The sequence below is a fragment of the Psychrobacillus sp. INOP01 genome (assembly GCF_018140925.1).
Classification (GTDB): Bacteria; Bacillota; Bacilli; order Bacillales_A; family Planococcaceae; genus Psychrobacillus.
In genome coordinates this window covers 3,187,533-3,203,769 of record NZ_CP073315.1, presented here as the reverse complement: position 1 = coordinate 3,203,769, position 16,237 = coordinate 3,187,533, and the positions used below count along the sequence as shown (strand labels likewise).

The 16,237-nt window shown below is 35.9% G+C and carries 14 protein-coding genes; 1 reads left to right on the top strand and 13 read right to left on the bottom strand.

What is annotated here, in order from left to right:
- Window positions 1–115 precede the first annotated feature (115 nt).
- A complete protein-coding gene (locus KD050_RS15765) occupies window positions 116–553 on the bottom strand; it encodes a HEAT repeat domain-containing protein (protein WP_211893283.1) in 438 nt (145 codons plus the stop codon).
- A gap of 202 nt (window positions 554–755) precedes the next feature.
- On the opposite strand from KD050_RS15765, the gene KD050_RS15760 reads away from it, so the two are divergent.
- Window positions 756–956: a hypothetical protein gene (locus KD050_RS15760; protein WP_211893282.1), complete on the top strand. Its 201-nt coding sequence runs from the start codon at window positions 756–758 to the stop codon at window positions 954–956.
- A 173-nt stretch (window positions 957–1,129) separates the two neighbouring features.
- On the opposite strand, the gene KD050_RS15755 is transcribed toward KD050_RS15760, so the two are convergent.
- The 12 genes from KD050_RS15755 to KD050_RS15700 all read right to left on the bottom strand — a co-directional run bounded on the left by KD050_RS15755 (window position 1,130) and on the right by KD050_RS15700 (window position 15,990).
- A complete protein-coding gene (locus KD050_RS15755; RefSeq protein ID WP_211893281.1) occupies window positions 1,130–1,888 on the bottom strand; it encodes a hypothetical protein in 759 nt (252 codons plus the stop codon).
- 429 nt (window positions 1,889–2,317) lie between these two features.
- Window positions 2,318–3,112 carry a hypothetical protein gene (locus KD050_RS15750; protein ID WP_211893280.1) on the bottom strand — a complete coding sequence of 265 codons (795 nt, stop codon included), beginning with the start codon at window positions 3,110–3,112 and terminating at the stop codon, window positions 2,318–2,320.
- A 68-nt stretch (window positions 3,113–3,180) separates the two neighbouring features.
- Window positions 3,181–3,885: a hypothetical protein gene (locus KD050_RS15745; RefSeq protein WP_211893279.1), complete on the bottom strand. Its 705-nt coding sequence runs from the start codon at window positions 3,883–3,885 to the stop codon at window positions 3,181–3,183.
- Window positions 3,886–3,916: 31 nt separating this feature from the next.
- Entirely contained in the window at window positions 3,917–5,368 is a 1,452-nt protein-coding gene (locus tag KD050_RS15740; protein ID WP_211893278.1) for a ribonuclease YeeF family protein, read from the bottom strand.
- Window positions 5,365–5,667 (bottom strand): YwqI/YxiC family protein, encoded by a 303-nt coding sequence (locus KD050_RS15735; RefSeq protein ID WP_211893277.1) that lies wholly within the window; start codon window positions 5,665–5,667, stop codon window positions 5,365–5,367. Before KD050_RS15735 ends, KD050_RS15740 begins: the two co-directional genes overlap by 4 nt.
- 21 nt (window positions 5,668–5,688) lie before the next feature.
- Entirely contained in the window at window positions 5,689–6,048 is a 360-nt protein-coding gene (locus tag KD050_RS15730; RefSeq protein ID WP_211893276.1) for a YwqH-like family protein, read from the bottom strand.
- An 18-nt stretch (window positions 6,049–6,066) separates the two neighbouring features.
- A complete protein-coding gene (locus KD050_RS15725; protein ID WP_211893275.1) occupies window positions 6,067–6,573 on the bottom strand; it encodes a type VII secretion EssA family protein in 507 nt (168 codons plus the stop codon).
- Window positions 6,563–9,418, bottom strand: coding sequence for a type VII secretion protein EsaA (gene esaA / locus KD050_RS15720; RefSeq protein WP_211893274.1), 2,856 nt, complete (start codon window positions 9,416–9,418; stop codon window positions 6,563–6,565). Before esaA ends, KD050_RS15725 begins: the two co-directional genes overlap by 11 nt.
- On the bottom strand, window positions 9,415–13,893 hold the full coding sequence (essC, locus tag KD050_RS15715) for a type VII secretion protein EssC (RefSeq protein ID WP_211893273.1): 4,479 nt from the start codon (window positions 13,891–13,893) through the stop codon (window positions 9,415–9,417). The genes esaA and essC overlap by 4 nt, the downstream gene beginning before the upstream one ends.
- A 65-nt stretch (window positions 13,894–13,958) precedes the next feature.
- Window positions 13,959–15,365: a type VII secretion protein EssB gene (essB, locus tag KD050_RS15710; RefSeq protein ID WP_211893272.1), complete on the bottom strand. Its 1,407-nt coding sequence runs from the start codon at window positions 15,363–15,365 to the stop codon at window positions 13,959–13,961.
- 13 nt (window positions 15,366–15,378) lie between these two features.
- On the bottom strand, window positions 15,379–15,618 hold the full coding sequence (locus tag KD050_RS15705; protein WP_093494092.1) for an ESX secretion system protein YukD: 240 nt from the start codon (window positions 15,616–15,618) through the stop codon (window positions 15,379–15,381).
- Between the two features lie 78 nt (window positions 15,619–15,696).
- Window positions 15,697–15,990: a WXG100 family type VII secretion target gene (locus KD050_RS15700; protein ID WP_090565261.1), complete on the bottom strand. Its 294-nt coding sequence runs from the start codon at window positions 15,988–15,990 to the stop codon at window positions 15,697–15,699.
- Window positions 15,991–16,237 lie beyond the last annotated feature (247 nt).

Here is a 16,237-nt window from a genome sequence, read left to right as displayed (position 1 = left end):
TATCCCTTTATTAAAGTCCCACGAACCCAGTGGTCAAAGGACATGTTTATATACTTTCTTTTTTTAAAAACAAAAAAGCAATTGTCCATGACGACAATTGCTTTTTATCTATGAATTATTTTAAATTAGACCATTCTTTTTCTAGCCAAGTTTTAAATTCGTCACCTTTGTCACCTTCATACGTATCATAAACGTCGATACGCATTCTTTTTAATTTTGTTAAAAATTCTTCAAAAGTATGATCCTTAGGTAAACTTTTCTTAACGCGAACAAACACTTTGTTTGCTCCTTTTACTAATTCAAACTTTTTACGCTTCGGTAACTGTGCTTCTTCCCCAAAATCTAATAAACTTTGGAAAGCAGCCTCTTGTACTTTATAAACCGGATCATTTGCTAGGCGTGTTCTTAAAATGTCTTTCACTTGATTATGGTTGTACTTACCTAATTCAACTACAGCGTCATAGCGTGCTTTCCAACTTGCAGTCCGATTTGCTGCTTTCTTTAGTTCCTCGTAATTCTCTGGTAATTCATTGTTTATAGTTTTGTTTCCCATATGATTCAAACTCCTTTATATTCTCTAATTCAGTATTTTCAGCATCCCTTCATTATATACTACTTAAGTCGTATCGCCTAATTTATTTCTATAAGAAGGACTTCCTCATTAAGTCTCATAAACTATATACCCAATAAAACTATTTTCTATCTATTAACCTTTATCAGGACGAGTGATATACTTCGTTAAAGGAGGGAGAACTTTGCGTAAAGCTGGTGAATTGAAAAAGTATAAATTTTACCTAAAGTTTAAAGGTGGACATAATCTGATATTCGAAACGAATACAGATATCCGAACAGCTGAAAGGAATAAAGTGAATGGTGGGCTATTTGTAGATACCGAAAACAATTATACGATCAACCTAGCGCAATTGGAAAGTTTAAATGTAAAAATACTTCATTGAAAATACATAAGAAATACTACTTTATATACATCAAGCACTCTATTCGAATATACGAAAAAAGTGCTTGATGTTCCTACTTTCATTTATTTAATCGTTACTTTCTGATGCTGCATCCTTACTAAAATTCCTAAAACCTCTGAATTAGTGTTAATCTCCCGCGACCCACAGAATGATTACATTTTCTTTTTCTTTTTCTTCCTTCTGCTCTTTGTGTTCCTCTCACTCATTGGTAATCCAAAGTCTGGATACACCTGCTTTACCAATTCCATGTTCTTATCGTTAAAATAATAACGATGAATATAAACAGTAAAATAAGCAGTAACACATGACAACAAAGAAATTAATACAATTATTAGAGTATATAAAGCGGAGTCAGTATAAATAAATGATAGTAAAAACTGACCTAAAATATACCCTAGTGCACCAATAGATACCCAAGCTACATTAATACTCCTCATATTTTGTAATTTGTGATAGGTTCCTGAATACAGTGCTTTTAAATTTAATAAATTTACACCTACTAATAATATAATGAATAATAATAGGCTAAGGATAAGAGGAATTATTCCTTCTACCTTCATATCAATATATAGCAACTTTACAATAGACAAGAAATACACATACGTATTTACTACACCGTATATGCCAAAAAATAAATAATAGGACTTCTCGAACCTATAGGGATCAATTAAATATATAATTGCCCAAACTGAGATAAGAACAGTAGGGATAAAAGCGGCTAAAAAAAATGTTAATGAGAAAGTTTCTCCTATTATAGGAAACAATCCAATAAAATATAAAAATAATGTTAAGAAACAAATAATATTTCCTTTATTCTCTTTGGGTGTTTGAAATCTTAAATAGGATAAAGTAACATTATCGATTTCTCTCTTCTCTACTTGTAGCTTTCCTTGATATTTAATAGACATCATTTTCACCCTTCCAGATTATCACTTTTCCAATAACACGTAAGTTTCTCTCCACATATGTGTGGTTAGAGTTTGTTCTTTTGAACTGAACAAAACAGGAGTTTTTAGAGTGTCATGCTATGTTACTTCATATAAAAAGCTATATCAGTTTCCTCTGGGAGGAAGTTATAAAGTTTATATAACAATTCGTTTTGAAGTTGATGGTTCTCTAAAATTATCATTATCACCCTCCCCTTTTACTGGAACGTATAAATCAATCATGGAGCATTGTAATATTATGCTGTAATCCTTCGAAGAAATGGATAACCTATTACAATTGGAAAGCTTAACAGTAAAAATACTTCATTGAAAATACATAAGAAATACTATTTTACATACATCAAGCACTCTATTCGAATATACGAAAAAAGTGCTTGATGTTCCTACTTTCATTTATTTAATCGTTACTTTCTGATGCTGCATCCTTACTAAAACCTCTAAAATCTCCGAAACAATCTCCAAATTTGTACTTTGTTTTCCTTCTAATAGTTCTTTATTGTCCTTCTGTATCATTTTGAATGTCCAATTATTATTAGGAGATGTCAAAACATGCATACCTTCGATAACCCAATGGGCATCCTCTTTGAAAAATACCATTAATCGATTATTATGTATCATACTTTTTAGCGCAGCATCCAATTGACTACTTATACGGTTCCAGTTTTCTCTTGAATTGATGTCTTCCAAGCTCTGTACATCTGTTATTGCTCCAGCTTTTACCCAAGCATTATATGCCGCAGTTGGAACAAAAATAGATTCAACTATATCGACAGAGTGACTTTCTACACCTACAAGCATTCGAGGATAAATAACATTATTCCATACATGATCAGGGGTTCCATGCACATATATCGTATATTCATCTACTGAATTCTGTTTACATTCCACTACATGGTCTTTACTAAAGTAAAAATAACTTTTCTGATTTCCATCTTTTATTATCTCCACAACCATATTAGTACGTGACATGATCCACAGGGCATTGCCAAAGTTTTCTTCTAATTTAATATCCTTATCTACTAAATCAATAAGATTAAGCTTATGAAGTTTTTTATAGGTTTTCTCCCATTCTTTTTCAATTTCATACTTTGTTAGGTGTTTGAAGGGATTAGAAAAGCCTATTAAAGTTTTCGTATTTAACGTTTGCATCATTACAAAAATATCCTGTACTGTAAATGTTGGAATCATTATTTTCCCTTCTTTCTCTTTTTCTATTAGAATTCTCCTCTAACTACCTACTACTCAAAATAAATCGACTATTTTTTCTTATTCTTTCTCTTCCTTTTCGTATCCCTTTCACTCTTTGATAACCCAAACTCAGGAAACATTTTCTTTACTATATCCATATTTTTTTTGATGAAAAAGTATCGATGAATATTGATTGAAAGAAATGCAGTAAATAAAGATAAAATCGAGAGACAAACAATGATTAATATACTTATTCCAGAGTCTGTATATACAACTGACAATATTAATTGTCCCAATATATACGAAGCTCCAGCTAGAGATGCCCAACCTACGGGAATAGAACGTTTTTGTTGCAGGTTATAATATGTCTCACTATAAAGAGCCTTCCAATTCATCCAGTTCATACCACCAACTAATAAGATGAATAATATGGTATTACTTAAAAATGGACCCCAGCTAGTTATTCCAAGATTAATGAATAACAATTTCTGAATACTAACGAAATAGACGTAAGTATTGACAATTCCATATACACCTAAAAATAAAAAATATGATTTTTCATATTTATAAGGAGCTACTATATATATTATTCCCCACAATGTTATTAGAAAAGTAGGTATAATAGCAGCATAGAAAAATGACCAAGAGAATGGCTCCCCCAAAAGGGGAAGAATCCCAATTAAATATAAAAACACGAGGAAATTCCCGATAATACTCTGTTTATTTTGTTTTGGTGATTCAAATTTTAAGTAAGATGAAAAAATATTGGTCATTCTATCTCTTTCTATTGGAATTCTCTCCTAACTATTTGAACCAAGAAGATACGGAGTCAATAAGCCCTTTAGTTCCTATCTTAATAGCATCTCCTACTGAATCTCTTTGTCCATCATTATTTACATCAAATATTTTTATCTCACTCAATAAAGTAGTTGCAACAACTCCCACAACTAACCCAGCTACAGCACCAGCTACTACCCCAACTGGTCCTCCAAACGCACCGACTGTAGCACCAGCTTGTGCACCAGCCCAAGCCGAAGCTGCCATTGAAACGCCGGCTACTGCGACATCCCCGGTTACATTACCAGCTATTTGACTTGCTGACTCATTATTTTGTACACCATGTATAATATCTCCACCCGCTGTAGCAAATACGCCAATATATCCAAGTTTATTTGCAGAGAAGCGAAAAGTAGATTTTACGTTTGTCGCTGGGTCTACTCTTTTGTAAATCTTTTCATAGTTTGTAGCGTTAGCTCCAGAATAAGTTTTCTTTTTTACACCAATCAATTCTGGTCTAGTAATCTTAATAACTGTTTTTGTAACATTCTGTTTCGTTGTTCTTGTAGTTCTAGTAATGCCGAAGCCCTTGGAAGCCAATTTTACATCTTTGTATGTTGCATTTCCCGCAGCAGCAAATCCTACAAAATTCGCAGCAGCGTTAATTGGCTTATTTTCCCAATCGTTTATATCTAATCCAACAGTGATCATAATGCCTTCCCATAAATTCTTCTCTGTATACGCTGGGGCTGATACTTCTACATTATTCTGTTCTACTCGTGGATCTGCAGCAAGCATATCTATTTGGTGCTGCAAATAGAATTGACCAATCGGCGTTGCATCCTGCACATAATTCCAATCCTCTGCCGGGAAGTTAACATCCGTTAATCCTTCTTCCATTAAATATTCAATATCTGTTAACCAGACTTCCATATTTAAAATGGCCGCTTCTATGAGAATTAGTGCATTTGTTTGAGTCAAATCGAATTCATTTAGATCAGTTACGGTGTTATCCCTTGAAGTTCTAGCACTAGTTACACCTTCCTGCACACCACTGTCATCTAAATGTGGCAACGCTACTATATCGGAAACAGAATCCATGATGTTATTGGATTCATCCGTCAAATTAGCTGTTACTTGAGAAATTTCGATCAATCCCTCTTCTACTTCCCCTTCCAGATACGCTTGTCGAATATAGCCATTGGCATCTGGCTCTAAAGCCTCGAGTGCGGAATTCATCGTAGTAAGGGTAGTATTGTATAAAGATTTAAACGTTAAGAAGAAATGTAGAAACGGTGAATGGCAATCATTGTAGAACGATCTTATTGCATTCCCACCCTCGCCTTTAAGAGTTTCCTCCATAGCTACTAAGCCTTGGACTGCAGTTTGAATGGCACTAATTTCTCCCTCTAGGCGAGTGAGCATATTAATATTACGCGCTAGACCATCATGGAATGGTTGTACGTCTAGAATTTTCATCTTGCCACCATCCTTGGCCCATTTACAGTACACTGCATAGCTGCCGATACTTTTTGATCAGACTCTTCCATAAAGTCTACTGAAGCGGATGTAGTTTGAATATTTTTGGTTGATAATGTTTGATATTTTACTAATAATTGGTCCAGTTTTACGGATAATTCATTGAACTTTGTAACGACATCTAGGGTATTACCCGTAATAGGCGGCTCCGCTTTTGGGTTTAGCAGGTCAACTGCACTAGTCATTTCTCCAAGTTGATTTTCCACATCAGCATATACGATTTTAACTTCCGTAGACATAACGCTTCTCCCCCTTGCAAGTTAGTTTGCTTTCGCTTGACGTTGACGTTCTTGCTCCGCTAAAATATTGGCAATTGTTTGCTCAATAGAAGCAATTTCTGCATTCAATTCACTAATTTTAGTTGAGATTGCACTAAATACATTGGAAAATTGATTTCCTGAGATATCCACATAGCTAGTTTGAATACCAGCTTCCCTAATATCGTCAAACTTATCTGCATGAGTTCCCTGCCAGGTAGCGGCAGTTAACTCAGGCTCTAAACACTTTGGTTCATTCGTATTAAATTCGGATTGTTTCCCTTGCAAAGAAGACTGGCATGCAGTTAATCTCTGTAGTTCTTCCTTCTTTTTAGCTAATAAAGCATAATAATATCCAGGCATATACATTCCCTCCCTTTTTCATTTGGCTGGTTCAGAAGATTCTGAGGTACTTACTAACCTCGGTAAGAAAATGACAAACAAAGTAAGAATACCAATTCCTATTACCCCTAAAAATATGATTGTCCTCACGCTATTACTAGATGATTCCTCTTCTATTTTGGATACTGATTCATCTGCTAAAGCAATATCTTTTTCAGAAAATAATTTTAGCTCAGAGGATTTTGCTGTTACTGTACTTTTCTCCCCACGTTCAGCCGTTTGAAACAAATACGAAGTGTCTCCTCTGTTAGGAAGCTTCTTTCTCCCATCAAAATATATATCAACTTGCTTCTTAGGAATTGTATTTTTCATTTCGGTTTTTTTCTTATCATGTAGATAATCTGTATTTTTCTTAAATTCTAGTTTTTCATAAATAACAGGATCTAAGTCTTCTACCTTTTTTGGTTCTTCCGCAAAAACAACAAAACCATTTCCAACTAGTATTAAAAACAATATTGAAAACAAAAGACGCAATTTAACTTTCATACGCTTCATCTGCCACAGATGCTTTTGATCTATTATTTTTGTTTTTATTCATAAAATAAGTGGTCGCTAACATCACTATTGCTATAACCGCTGTGATTACTGCTCCCCATATAAAGCTAGTTTCCGGTTCATACTTAATAGACATATAAACGGTAGACAAAACATCAGGAATATTAATATCGGGCACTGCAAGTATTAGTAATGGAATGATATATAAGCACATCAACGCAACGCTAGCAAGCCACCCAACTGATTGGCCGAATTCTAAAGCCACACGAATGATGGCTGCGCCTGCAAGCAATAAAAGAATAGTAAAAATTGTCCATTCTAGCGCACGATGGTCATTTAAAATATACATATAGATACTGTAGAAACTGATAATTAGTCCAACAAGTACGGACAATAAAGCTGTCATAGCTAATTGGAGCCCAATAGGACCATCTTTCATCTGATAAGAGAAATATCCGATCAACAAACTACTGATTAATAGAATGATAAATAAAATAACAGGAGGAACTTTCTCCATTTCATCAGAAACTGCTGCTTCTCCTTTTACATCAAGAGGGTTCACAAAGTGACTAAAGGCATATCCGTTTTCCTGACCATCAACATATGTATTGGCAAGAAAGTCTTGAATATCATTATCGAATTCAGACATGGCAGCTACATTCGTATCCCATTTACCACTAAATTCATTGGATGTCTCTTTTATATTGTCTGCTTTCACAGTTAGGTCATTTGCGTAATCTACTAAACTGCTTTGTTTTTGTGATAATGATTGAATCATTCCACTTAACGTTACAAGCTGATTAGTCACATTTTGTTGACCTGCCATTACTTCCCCTTCAGAAGTAGTTGCCACTGGTTCACCAGACGGAATCATATTCGCTGGATTTTGAATTTGTGCAAGTAAGACATTTGCTTGTTCATCAATGGAATTTAGCTCATTGATTAACGATGCATGCTGCTGTTCCGCAGTTTCTTTATAACCAGACATGATGGCTGCAAACGTTGTACTAAGGTCGGACATTCCTATTTCTGTTTCTGGAATAGTCTCAGATACAGAATTCCAACCCTCTAATTCCAATTCGTTAATATCCACTACATTTTTCAGCAAAGCTGTTAAAATTGCATCCTTTAAAACAACATCCTTATTGGCACTATCTCCGCCCTCATTAAGAGTGAATTCAAATTGTTCTAACGTAGCATAGTAGGATAACAAAGAACTTGTATCTGTTTTAGCTGCACCTTTTGCAAAAAGCTCTTTTAATCTAGCTCGCTGATTTTTTGATAGGTGAGTATTAGCTAACAACTCTTCTTCTTTTTGTATTATTTCCATTCCTATACGTGCAGTATCAGTTGGATAAGTATTAACAACCTGTTGGACAGATTCATATTCTCTATAAATAGAGCTATAGTTCTCTAATAGTTTTGCATACTCTGTAGAAGCTTTTGAATAGTCAGCAGTTCCTGTTTGGTTTGCATTCACCCATGTTGTTTCTCTTTCAGTTAAGCCGGCTGTAATTGAACCAAGTTCCGCTTGAAGCTGATCAATTTCGCTTATAAAGGTGGATGCTGGATCCGTTTCTGCTACTTTTGTTTTTAAGGAAGTTAATGCGGATAATATACTTTCTACTTTCCAGCGTTCTTGTTCTAATCCAGGTAAAGTAGCAGAAGCTTTCTCCGCTGCTTTTTGTTCCAGCTGTTCTTTAATAGTAGTAAGCTGACTTGGCTCTGTTCCTAAAGAAGCTGCAGAAAGCACTGCATTGGTACTTTTTCCTGTCTCAATACCTTTTTCAAGATTATCTAAAATTGTATTATTATAACGGTCGATTGCAGTACCTTGCACTACTAGTAAATCCTTAACCTGCCGATCTACTTCTTTTTTTCGTAGTTCCGATAATGCATTAAATTTTTCTTTATTTGTCTCAACAATATTATTTACTTTTTGAATTTCTTCATTTAATTTGTTATTACTATCCTCCAGCATTTGTACAGAATTATTGAATTGCTCTGCTTGTGTTGCTGCAGCTGCATGAATTTTGGCTAAACTATCATCCTGCACCTGTTGTAGAATTTGTCTTTGTGTATTCTGAAACTCCTTATATTGCTGTACATAGGTGATGAAGTTGTTCATTTGTAATCCAAACGAATCAGCATTTTCAATACGGCTAGTATGGGCATTATTTGCAGATCCGATCGTAGTTTGCAATAATGCCATTTGGTCTTTTTGTCTTTGCATCTGTTCAGCCAACGTTTCTGATTCTGGCTTATAATAGGCAGACATGGCACTAAGAAATTCTGTTTCTTTTCCTAAAATACTCGTAAATTCTTTTTTAATATGATTCATTTCCTGCGCTATATAGCTCCAGTACAACGTGGAAACTTTATCATTTACTCGGTCTGTCGCTACTTCTATTTCATGTAAAACCTGTTCTTTACGTAATCCTGTTTTCTGACGCTGTACTTGATATGCAAACTCTGCTTTTTTCGGGTTTTGTTCGTCGTAAGACATTATATTTTCCGAGAAATTGGAGGGAATATATACAATTGCGTCGTACTGGTTGGATTTTAGTCCATTCTCCGCAGCCCCACGCCCCATTACTTCCCATCCGTAATCCGAGTCATCCGCTAAAATGGATACTACTTCTACACCCATTTGTACCTTTTCTGCATCCTTCGTTAAACCCATATCTTCATTTACGATAGCAATCGTACGTTTATTCGCGTTATTCAAATCGAGAATATTAACACCCATCAGCTGGAAGAAAATAATCGGAGCAGCTAATATAAATAGAATTCCAACACCGTATTTTAATAATTTGGTATTTTTAGTTGATTTCATTGTACTTTCGTCCTCTCCAACTCACTTAATGGAATTTTTACTTTCGTTGCGTTCCCATTCAAAATATAATGCGCAAATCCAAGTGGTAGCTCTGCTTCTTTGCGTTCATACGCTACTGTAAACAAAGTTTGCTCCGATTTTTTCATGTACACGAGTGCCTGACGGACAAGCTTCAACTCATTCGTAAAGGCGTCATAGCCCTTCGTGATTTCTGCATTATTTCCTGACATAACGACATTAAAGCCTAAGTGAGCGTAACGCTTCATCAATTTTGCTAGTCTATCCTGCAGGCTAATATCAGCTACTTGTAGGAATCTTGTATATCCATCGATGACGAAATAAGAAAGTGTAATTTCTACAGATTTCCCTTGTTGAATATTTTCGAGGTAAGTTCGCTCTACTTCTGCATAATATTGCTCTGTTCGAGTAATCCATTCTGCCAAATTCTCTTTAGTTTCCAGATAGTCAATGGCATCATACTCAGCGAATCTTGATAATCCTCGGTCAAACGAATCAAATATAGAAATGAATCCTGTCATCTGTTCTAAAAGTGTGTGAAGCATCCAAGTAATCGTATTTGTCTTCCCTCTTTGAACCTGTCCAATAAGTAGACAATGACGATTTTTCTTAAAGTCAATAGAAATTGGAAGCACTGTATCCTCATCCAACCCAATCGGAATGACTCCATCTTTTTTCTTTCCATCCAAGTAGAAGGAGAAATTTGTAGATGTAAGCTCGAGCGGGAGCATCGGAATTGGTTTCGGAAGATTTCCTTCCAAGTATTGCTTTCGTAAATTACTCACTTTTACCTTAATGGACTCCAATACTTCATAGTCATCTGCTCCACTAGCAGGTAGGTAAATTTGCGCAAAGTAAGCATCCTCTTTTTTCAGAATGGCTCTACCTGGGAATGGTTCTAAGTCAAACGGTACACGACCGATTACTGTAAATGACTCCGTAGTATCCATTAAATAATGAACAATCTTCGTTTTTAAGTTATTCATTAAGGACTGTCTAACTGATTGAACTCTTGTCGCAGCCACAAACAAATAAATTCCAAGTGATTGACCATCTCGACCAAATTGAATTAGTTGAGCCTCTAACTCTTCCATTTCTTCACGGACAATATCATAATTATCTACAACAATATACAGAAGAGGTAACGACGAAGTTGATAGCTTATTGTACATATGGATGTTACTAACCTCTGATTGCTGGAAGGCAATTTTTCGCTTAGCAATCTCTTCTTTTATAAGCTTAACTAGTTTATCTCTTTTCAGTTCTTCATCAATCGTGAAATAATCCGCGGTATGCGGGAGCTGTCTAAGTGGTAGCAGTGATCCATTTCCATAATCGAGCAAGTAAAAGTTCGCTTCTTCTGGAGATAGGTTTTCCGCAAGTCCCAATATTGTAGTAAGTAATGTATAGGATTTTCCATAGCCTGAGGAACCAAACACTCCAAGATTTCCATCCTTGGTCCAGTTATAAGCAATTGGTGTCTGGCTTTGTTTATCAGGTTCGTCAATCATTCCTATAGGAAAACCAGATTGACTAGTAGATACATCTAATTGCTTTTCAAGACGGAATCCTAATGGCTCTAACCAAGGACTAGCCACCTTTTTGATATTCAAATCAGCAGTTGTCTCCGCAATTTTCGCTGTCACTGCTTCCATTTCTGTCATTCCTCTAGATTTCTTTTTCACATTTGTTGCTATACCAGAAAGTGGGTACAAGCCGAGATCTGTGACAATTGCCACGTCATCTTCTCCCTCTAGCACTTCTTCCTTGTAAGGGGCCCCGCTCCATGCAGATTGGAATAGCTCATACACTTCATTATTTCCAACTTGCAGATAACCGCGACCAGTTACGGTGATAGAAGCGGCATCTCCGTTTTTCAGGATTTCTTTACTATCCGATGCATCCTGTACCTTTAATGCAACTCGGAATCTTGCATTACTCCAAATTTGTTCGTCTATAACTCCTCCGGGCTTTTGAGTAGCTAAAATAAGATGAACTCCTAAACTTCGTCCAATGCGAGCTGTACTCACAAGCTCTCGGATAAATTCAGGTTCTTCTCGTTTTAACTCTGCAAATTCATCGGAAATGAGGAATAAATGAGGAAGTGGTTCCCTCGCTCTTCCTTCTTTATATAGTGTCGTGTAATCATCAATATGCGTAACGATGTACTGATCAAACAGTCGCTGCCTTCGTTTAAGCTCACTATTTATAGAAGCAAGTGCCCGCATACTAAAGTTTTTACTGCCTTCAATATTCGTAATTGTTCCCAATAAATGCGGGATATGCTTGAAAGGCTGTGCCATTCCTCCACCTTTGTAGTCTATCAATAAGAAAGCTACTTCATGTGGATGATAATGAACTGCAAGTGATAATATATACGTCTGTAAAAATTCACTTTTACCCGAACCCGTTGTACCTGCTAATAAACCATGAGGACCGTGCGCCTTCTCATGCAAATTTAATGCAACAAGTTCATTTTTTCCTTTAAAACCAATCGGAACAGCAAGTGATTTAGCTGACTCGTTCAATGCCCAATTTCGAGCTATTGGAACATCCTCAATATCCTTAACGCCGAACATCTCTAGAAAACTAACCGAGTTAGGTATAGAGTTTTTTATGCCTATTTGATGGTTCAAAGTTCGAAGCATTCGTGTAAATCGTTCGTTGGTCGTAGCATCAAATTCGTCTAAATTGAATGCAATATCTACCGCCTTGCCTGCCTCAATGAGGATATCCCCTTCGCGTTCGTTTACGTATCGAATAAGTGTGTGCACATTCTCAGTCATTCGTTCTTGAGCAGATTCCGCGAAAATAACCGATATTCCAAGGTCTTTTGTATGTTTACTTTCTAAGTATTCCAAGATGACATGCTCTGCAAGCAATGAGTAATCCGAAACGAAGAAAACTAAATGTGGGGCAAATATTGTTTTACCCTTCTGATCATCTATATCTCTCTCGCGAATAATTTCATATAACGAAGACAATAATTGATCTCTTGTTTCCTCGTTATGTATCAAACCTCTAGCATGCATATGCGGCAGCTTAAAATGGGGTAGCCATTTCATCCACTCTACATCGGCATATTCCTCATGATTGAAAATATATATAAATCTTGTATCATGGTAACTTTGAGAAAATGCCAACTGACCAATTATTTGCTGAAGTTCACGCTTAATAACCGATTCTTTGCCAGTTAAACCTAAAATACCTTCGGATAATTTCGTTGTAATTGGCGCAGAAGGAATCTCTTTGTAAACCTGTTCCATTCGCTGTGCTTGTTCGAGCAAATCATCTATTTCTCTATTAGCTAAATCACCAGAGGATAGTTTAATATCATAGCTAGCTTTTACACTTCCAGTTCCTAATCTGAACTCTAAAAAGTCATGGCTCTCAAGTGATCTTTCCCAAATTCTACTGGATAAATCATTGGTCATTTGTTTCATTTCTTCAAAACTAGGGAAATGATAGTTCAACACTTTCTTTTGTTTCTCGGCAAGCTCATAAAGCTCCTCTCTCATGTTCTCTAAATATGCTTTATACACCCGGCGCCTTTTCTCCGCATTCTGCTTATGCTTCTTTTTGTCACGGAAATACTGAACAGTAGAGGTAACTAGTACTGTTAAAAACATTGTAATTGAAATAATTACGAAAATTCCTCTTGGTATAAAAATTGCTACAAGTGCCATAACAACGAGCATCACAAGTGGTGGAGCTATAATGAGCCATAATCCTCTTCCGGAATCATCTGTTTCCTGTGTCGGAAATGTTAATGAAATTTTGTCATCTGGAAGGTCATAAATCATTCTTGGTGTACGACGATAATCAGGATACATCTGCAGAATTTCCGACTCAGGAACATCTATAATAGATAATTTCGTCTCATAAGGAATCGATGCAGTTACCTCTAGTAGGTCTTTTTGGAGTAATTTCATTTCCATGAATGCCCACTGAAGTATATCTCCATCAGCAAGAACCGTGTTAGATTCCACTAACTTACCGTTTACATATAAAGGACAGCCAAAGTCTTTCTTTATAATCCATCCATCGTTTATTTTATTTAGGGAGAAATGTCCAGACTCTACTCTTGGAAAACTTGTTTTCAGTCTTTGAAATGTCGCGATTTCTAATTGGGTATCAAACGAAACTTCATTGTCAAAGTCTATAAAGTAAGTTTTAGAAGTTATTGGAGTAGACGAAGTATATAAATGAAGCACTTTTTCTTTTTGTTCAATCGTAAGACCCTCATCGTCTGTGATCCTTCCAAAAGATTTGTCTCCACTATAAACAACGAGCACATTATCCTCCTTTTTTAATGTAAAAGGACCATTCCCAAAAGGAAATGTCTGTATCGTAATATCATGTTCTATGGCAGGACCAATAGTTAAAGATGTAAAGTCACTTTCTGGTAGAGTTATCCGCTGATAATTTTCGTCGTAAAACAACCATAGTTGTTGCAATAGCCACACCTTCTTTCAACTACTTTAGAATTTTAACTATCCATAATTTCTTACTTTGTTTGGTGTTACTTTGTTTGATCTGTTTGATCTGTTTGATCTGTTTGATCTGTTTGATCTGTTTGATTTGTTTGATCTGCTTGCTGCTGTTTTTCTTGTTGTTCCTTTTGCTTCTTTTCTAGCTCTTGTTGTTCTTTTTGTTTTTGTTCTAGTTCTTGCTGTTCTTTTTGTTTTTGTTCCAGTTCTTGCTGTTCCTGTTGTTCTTTTTCTAGTTCTTGCTGCTCTTGTTCTTCCTGTTCTTGTCGTTCTTTTTCTTCCATTTCTTCCATTAACTTTTCGTATTCCTCTACTTCTTGATCAATTTCATTTAGCTGTTCTTGCATTTCTTCACCAGTTAAATCTCTATCTGCCTTCACTTCTTCTCTTAACTTCAACAAAGCATAGGTGATTAATTCGCCATCTTCCATTGCTCTTGCAATATCTACAGCATTTTCCGCCTCTCCACGACCGAGATAAATCCAATATCTTAAATAATCTGCATCGGTTTGCAATGTAATATTAGAAAGCACATTTTCTTTTTGCTCTTCATCCAAGCGTTCGTTGGTAACAGATGAGTACGCAAGTTCGTAAAGAACAATATATGGCATGGACTTAACGCTATAAGGGCTTAAAGTTGTTACTACTTGGCTGTAGTTTTGACCGAGGAAGGATGCTTGACTATCTATAAAGCTTTTCGTTTTTGGCTTTTCATGTACAAAATATATGATTGTAAATATAATTGCTGGAATGATAAGTACAGCTAGCCCAATCGATAGCCATTTGGTAACTTTCCACTTTTTTCGAGGGAGCTTCACATTTTCTAGTTCTTTTACTTCTAGTTGCTCCATTTGCTGACTTATGAAGTCCAGTAAAGAGTCACTTTCTTTCATGGACATAATGGTAGCGCCCATTTCTTTTAGTTCAAGAATCTCAGAATACTTTAAATACTCTTCAAATGTGAAAGAGCCGTCTATTGCTGCTGCAACTACGGCTTTTGTTTCTAACCAGACGCGCTCATCATTTGTTTCAAATGGCGGTAAACTCCCTAACACTCCATAATAAAGAAAAATAGGATCCATCCCTCGGCTATACACAATGTTTTCCGGGGACACGATTAAATTTAAGCGAGGATATGGATGCGAATAAACCTTTTCCACCAGTTGGTAAGCAAACATCCAACGAGATTTTTCATCCTCTGATTGAATGACATCAAAACGCTTAAAGGACGCTGGGATATCTGCTTGAATAATTAGCTCGTCATCGGTTATTACTATGTCTTTTTTTATTTTTGGATTAACTTCCTTTAGAAAAATAATTTCTTCGGTTCGCTTGAATCCTACTCTCTCTTTTTGAAAGACAAAAGTAGTTTTAAGCGGTTCTTCATTTATTTCTGCACCTATTCGGTTTTTTAAGTATGTATGTGAACGTTTGGCCATCTTTGTAGCTCCTTCAAATAATTTCAATTCGGTCACCAGTCGTTATCCCGCAATGGGCTAACGTCAAATGTCCTGGGAATATTTTATCTTTATTCACTACGCGTACCCAATGGCCTTCGCGTGGAGTTTTGGAAATAGAATTGGCCTGCCAGGCGATATCAATCATTTTTTTCATTGTATAGTAATCAGAAAGTCTTAGATCTAAGACTTTTCCATCGTATTTAGAAAGATCTACTGTAATTTCTATATACATTCTCTCACCCCAATTAAGGAAAAAGCGCCTTCCTGAGTGGGAATGACGCTCTACTATTTTGACATGCGGAACTATTAATTATCCGCGAATTTGACTAGCAACTTGTTGGTCTGCATCTTGCAACGCTTGACCAGCACGGCTTAATTGAATACCTACTTCACTTAATAACTCACGCATTTCATTGAAATGAGGTTTAAGTCTCTCATATTGCTCAGCGAAGGCAGCACTAGAAGAACCTTCCCACATTGACTGCAATTCACCGATCATGCCATCTAGGCGACCAATTTGAGAAGCAACCTCCCCTGATTCATGGTTGTAGCGAGAAGCCATAGCATCTAACTCAGCTGGTGTTACGCGAATAATTCCTGACATTCCATACATCTCCCTTATCTTGAAATTTTGTGGCATTTATAAAATAACTGCGTTGTGCTTTCAAAAAGCCCTCACAGATACTTCCTAGATTGATATAATAGAGTAATTCAAAGTTCAACTAATACCCGATACCCTCTACCTACTTGTTTATAAACCTACTTTTAAATAAATTTACAATTTTTTTTGAAAATTTATAAATCACATAATATGGTAGAAGTGTTAGTAAAGTTTTCCTTTAATATAATAG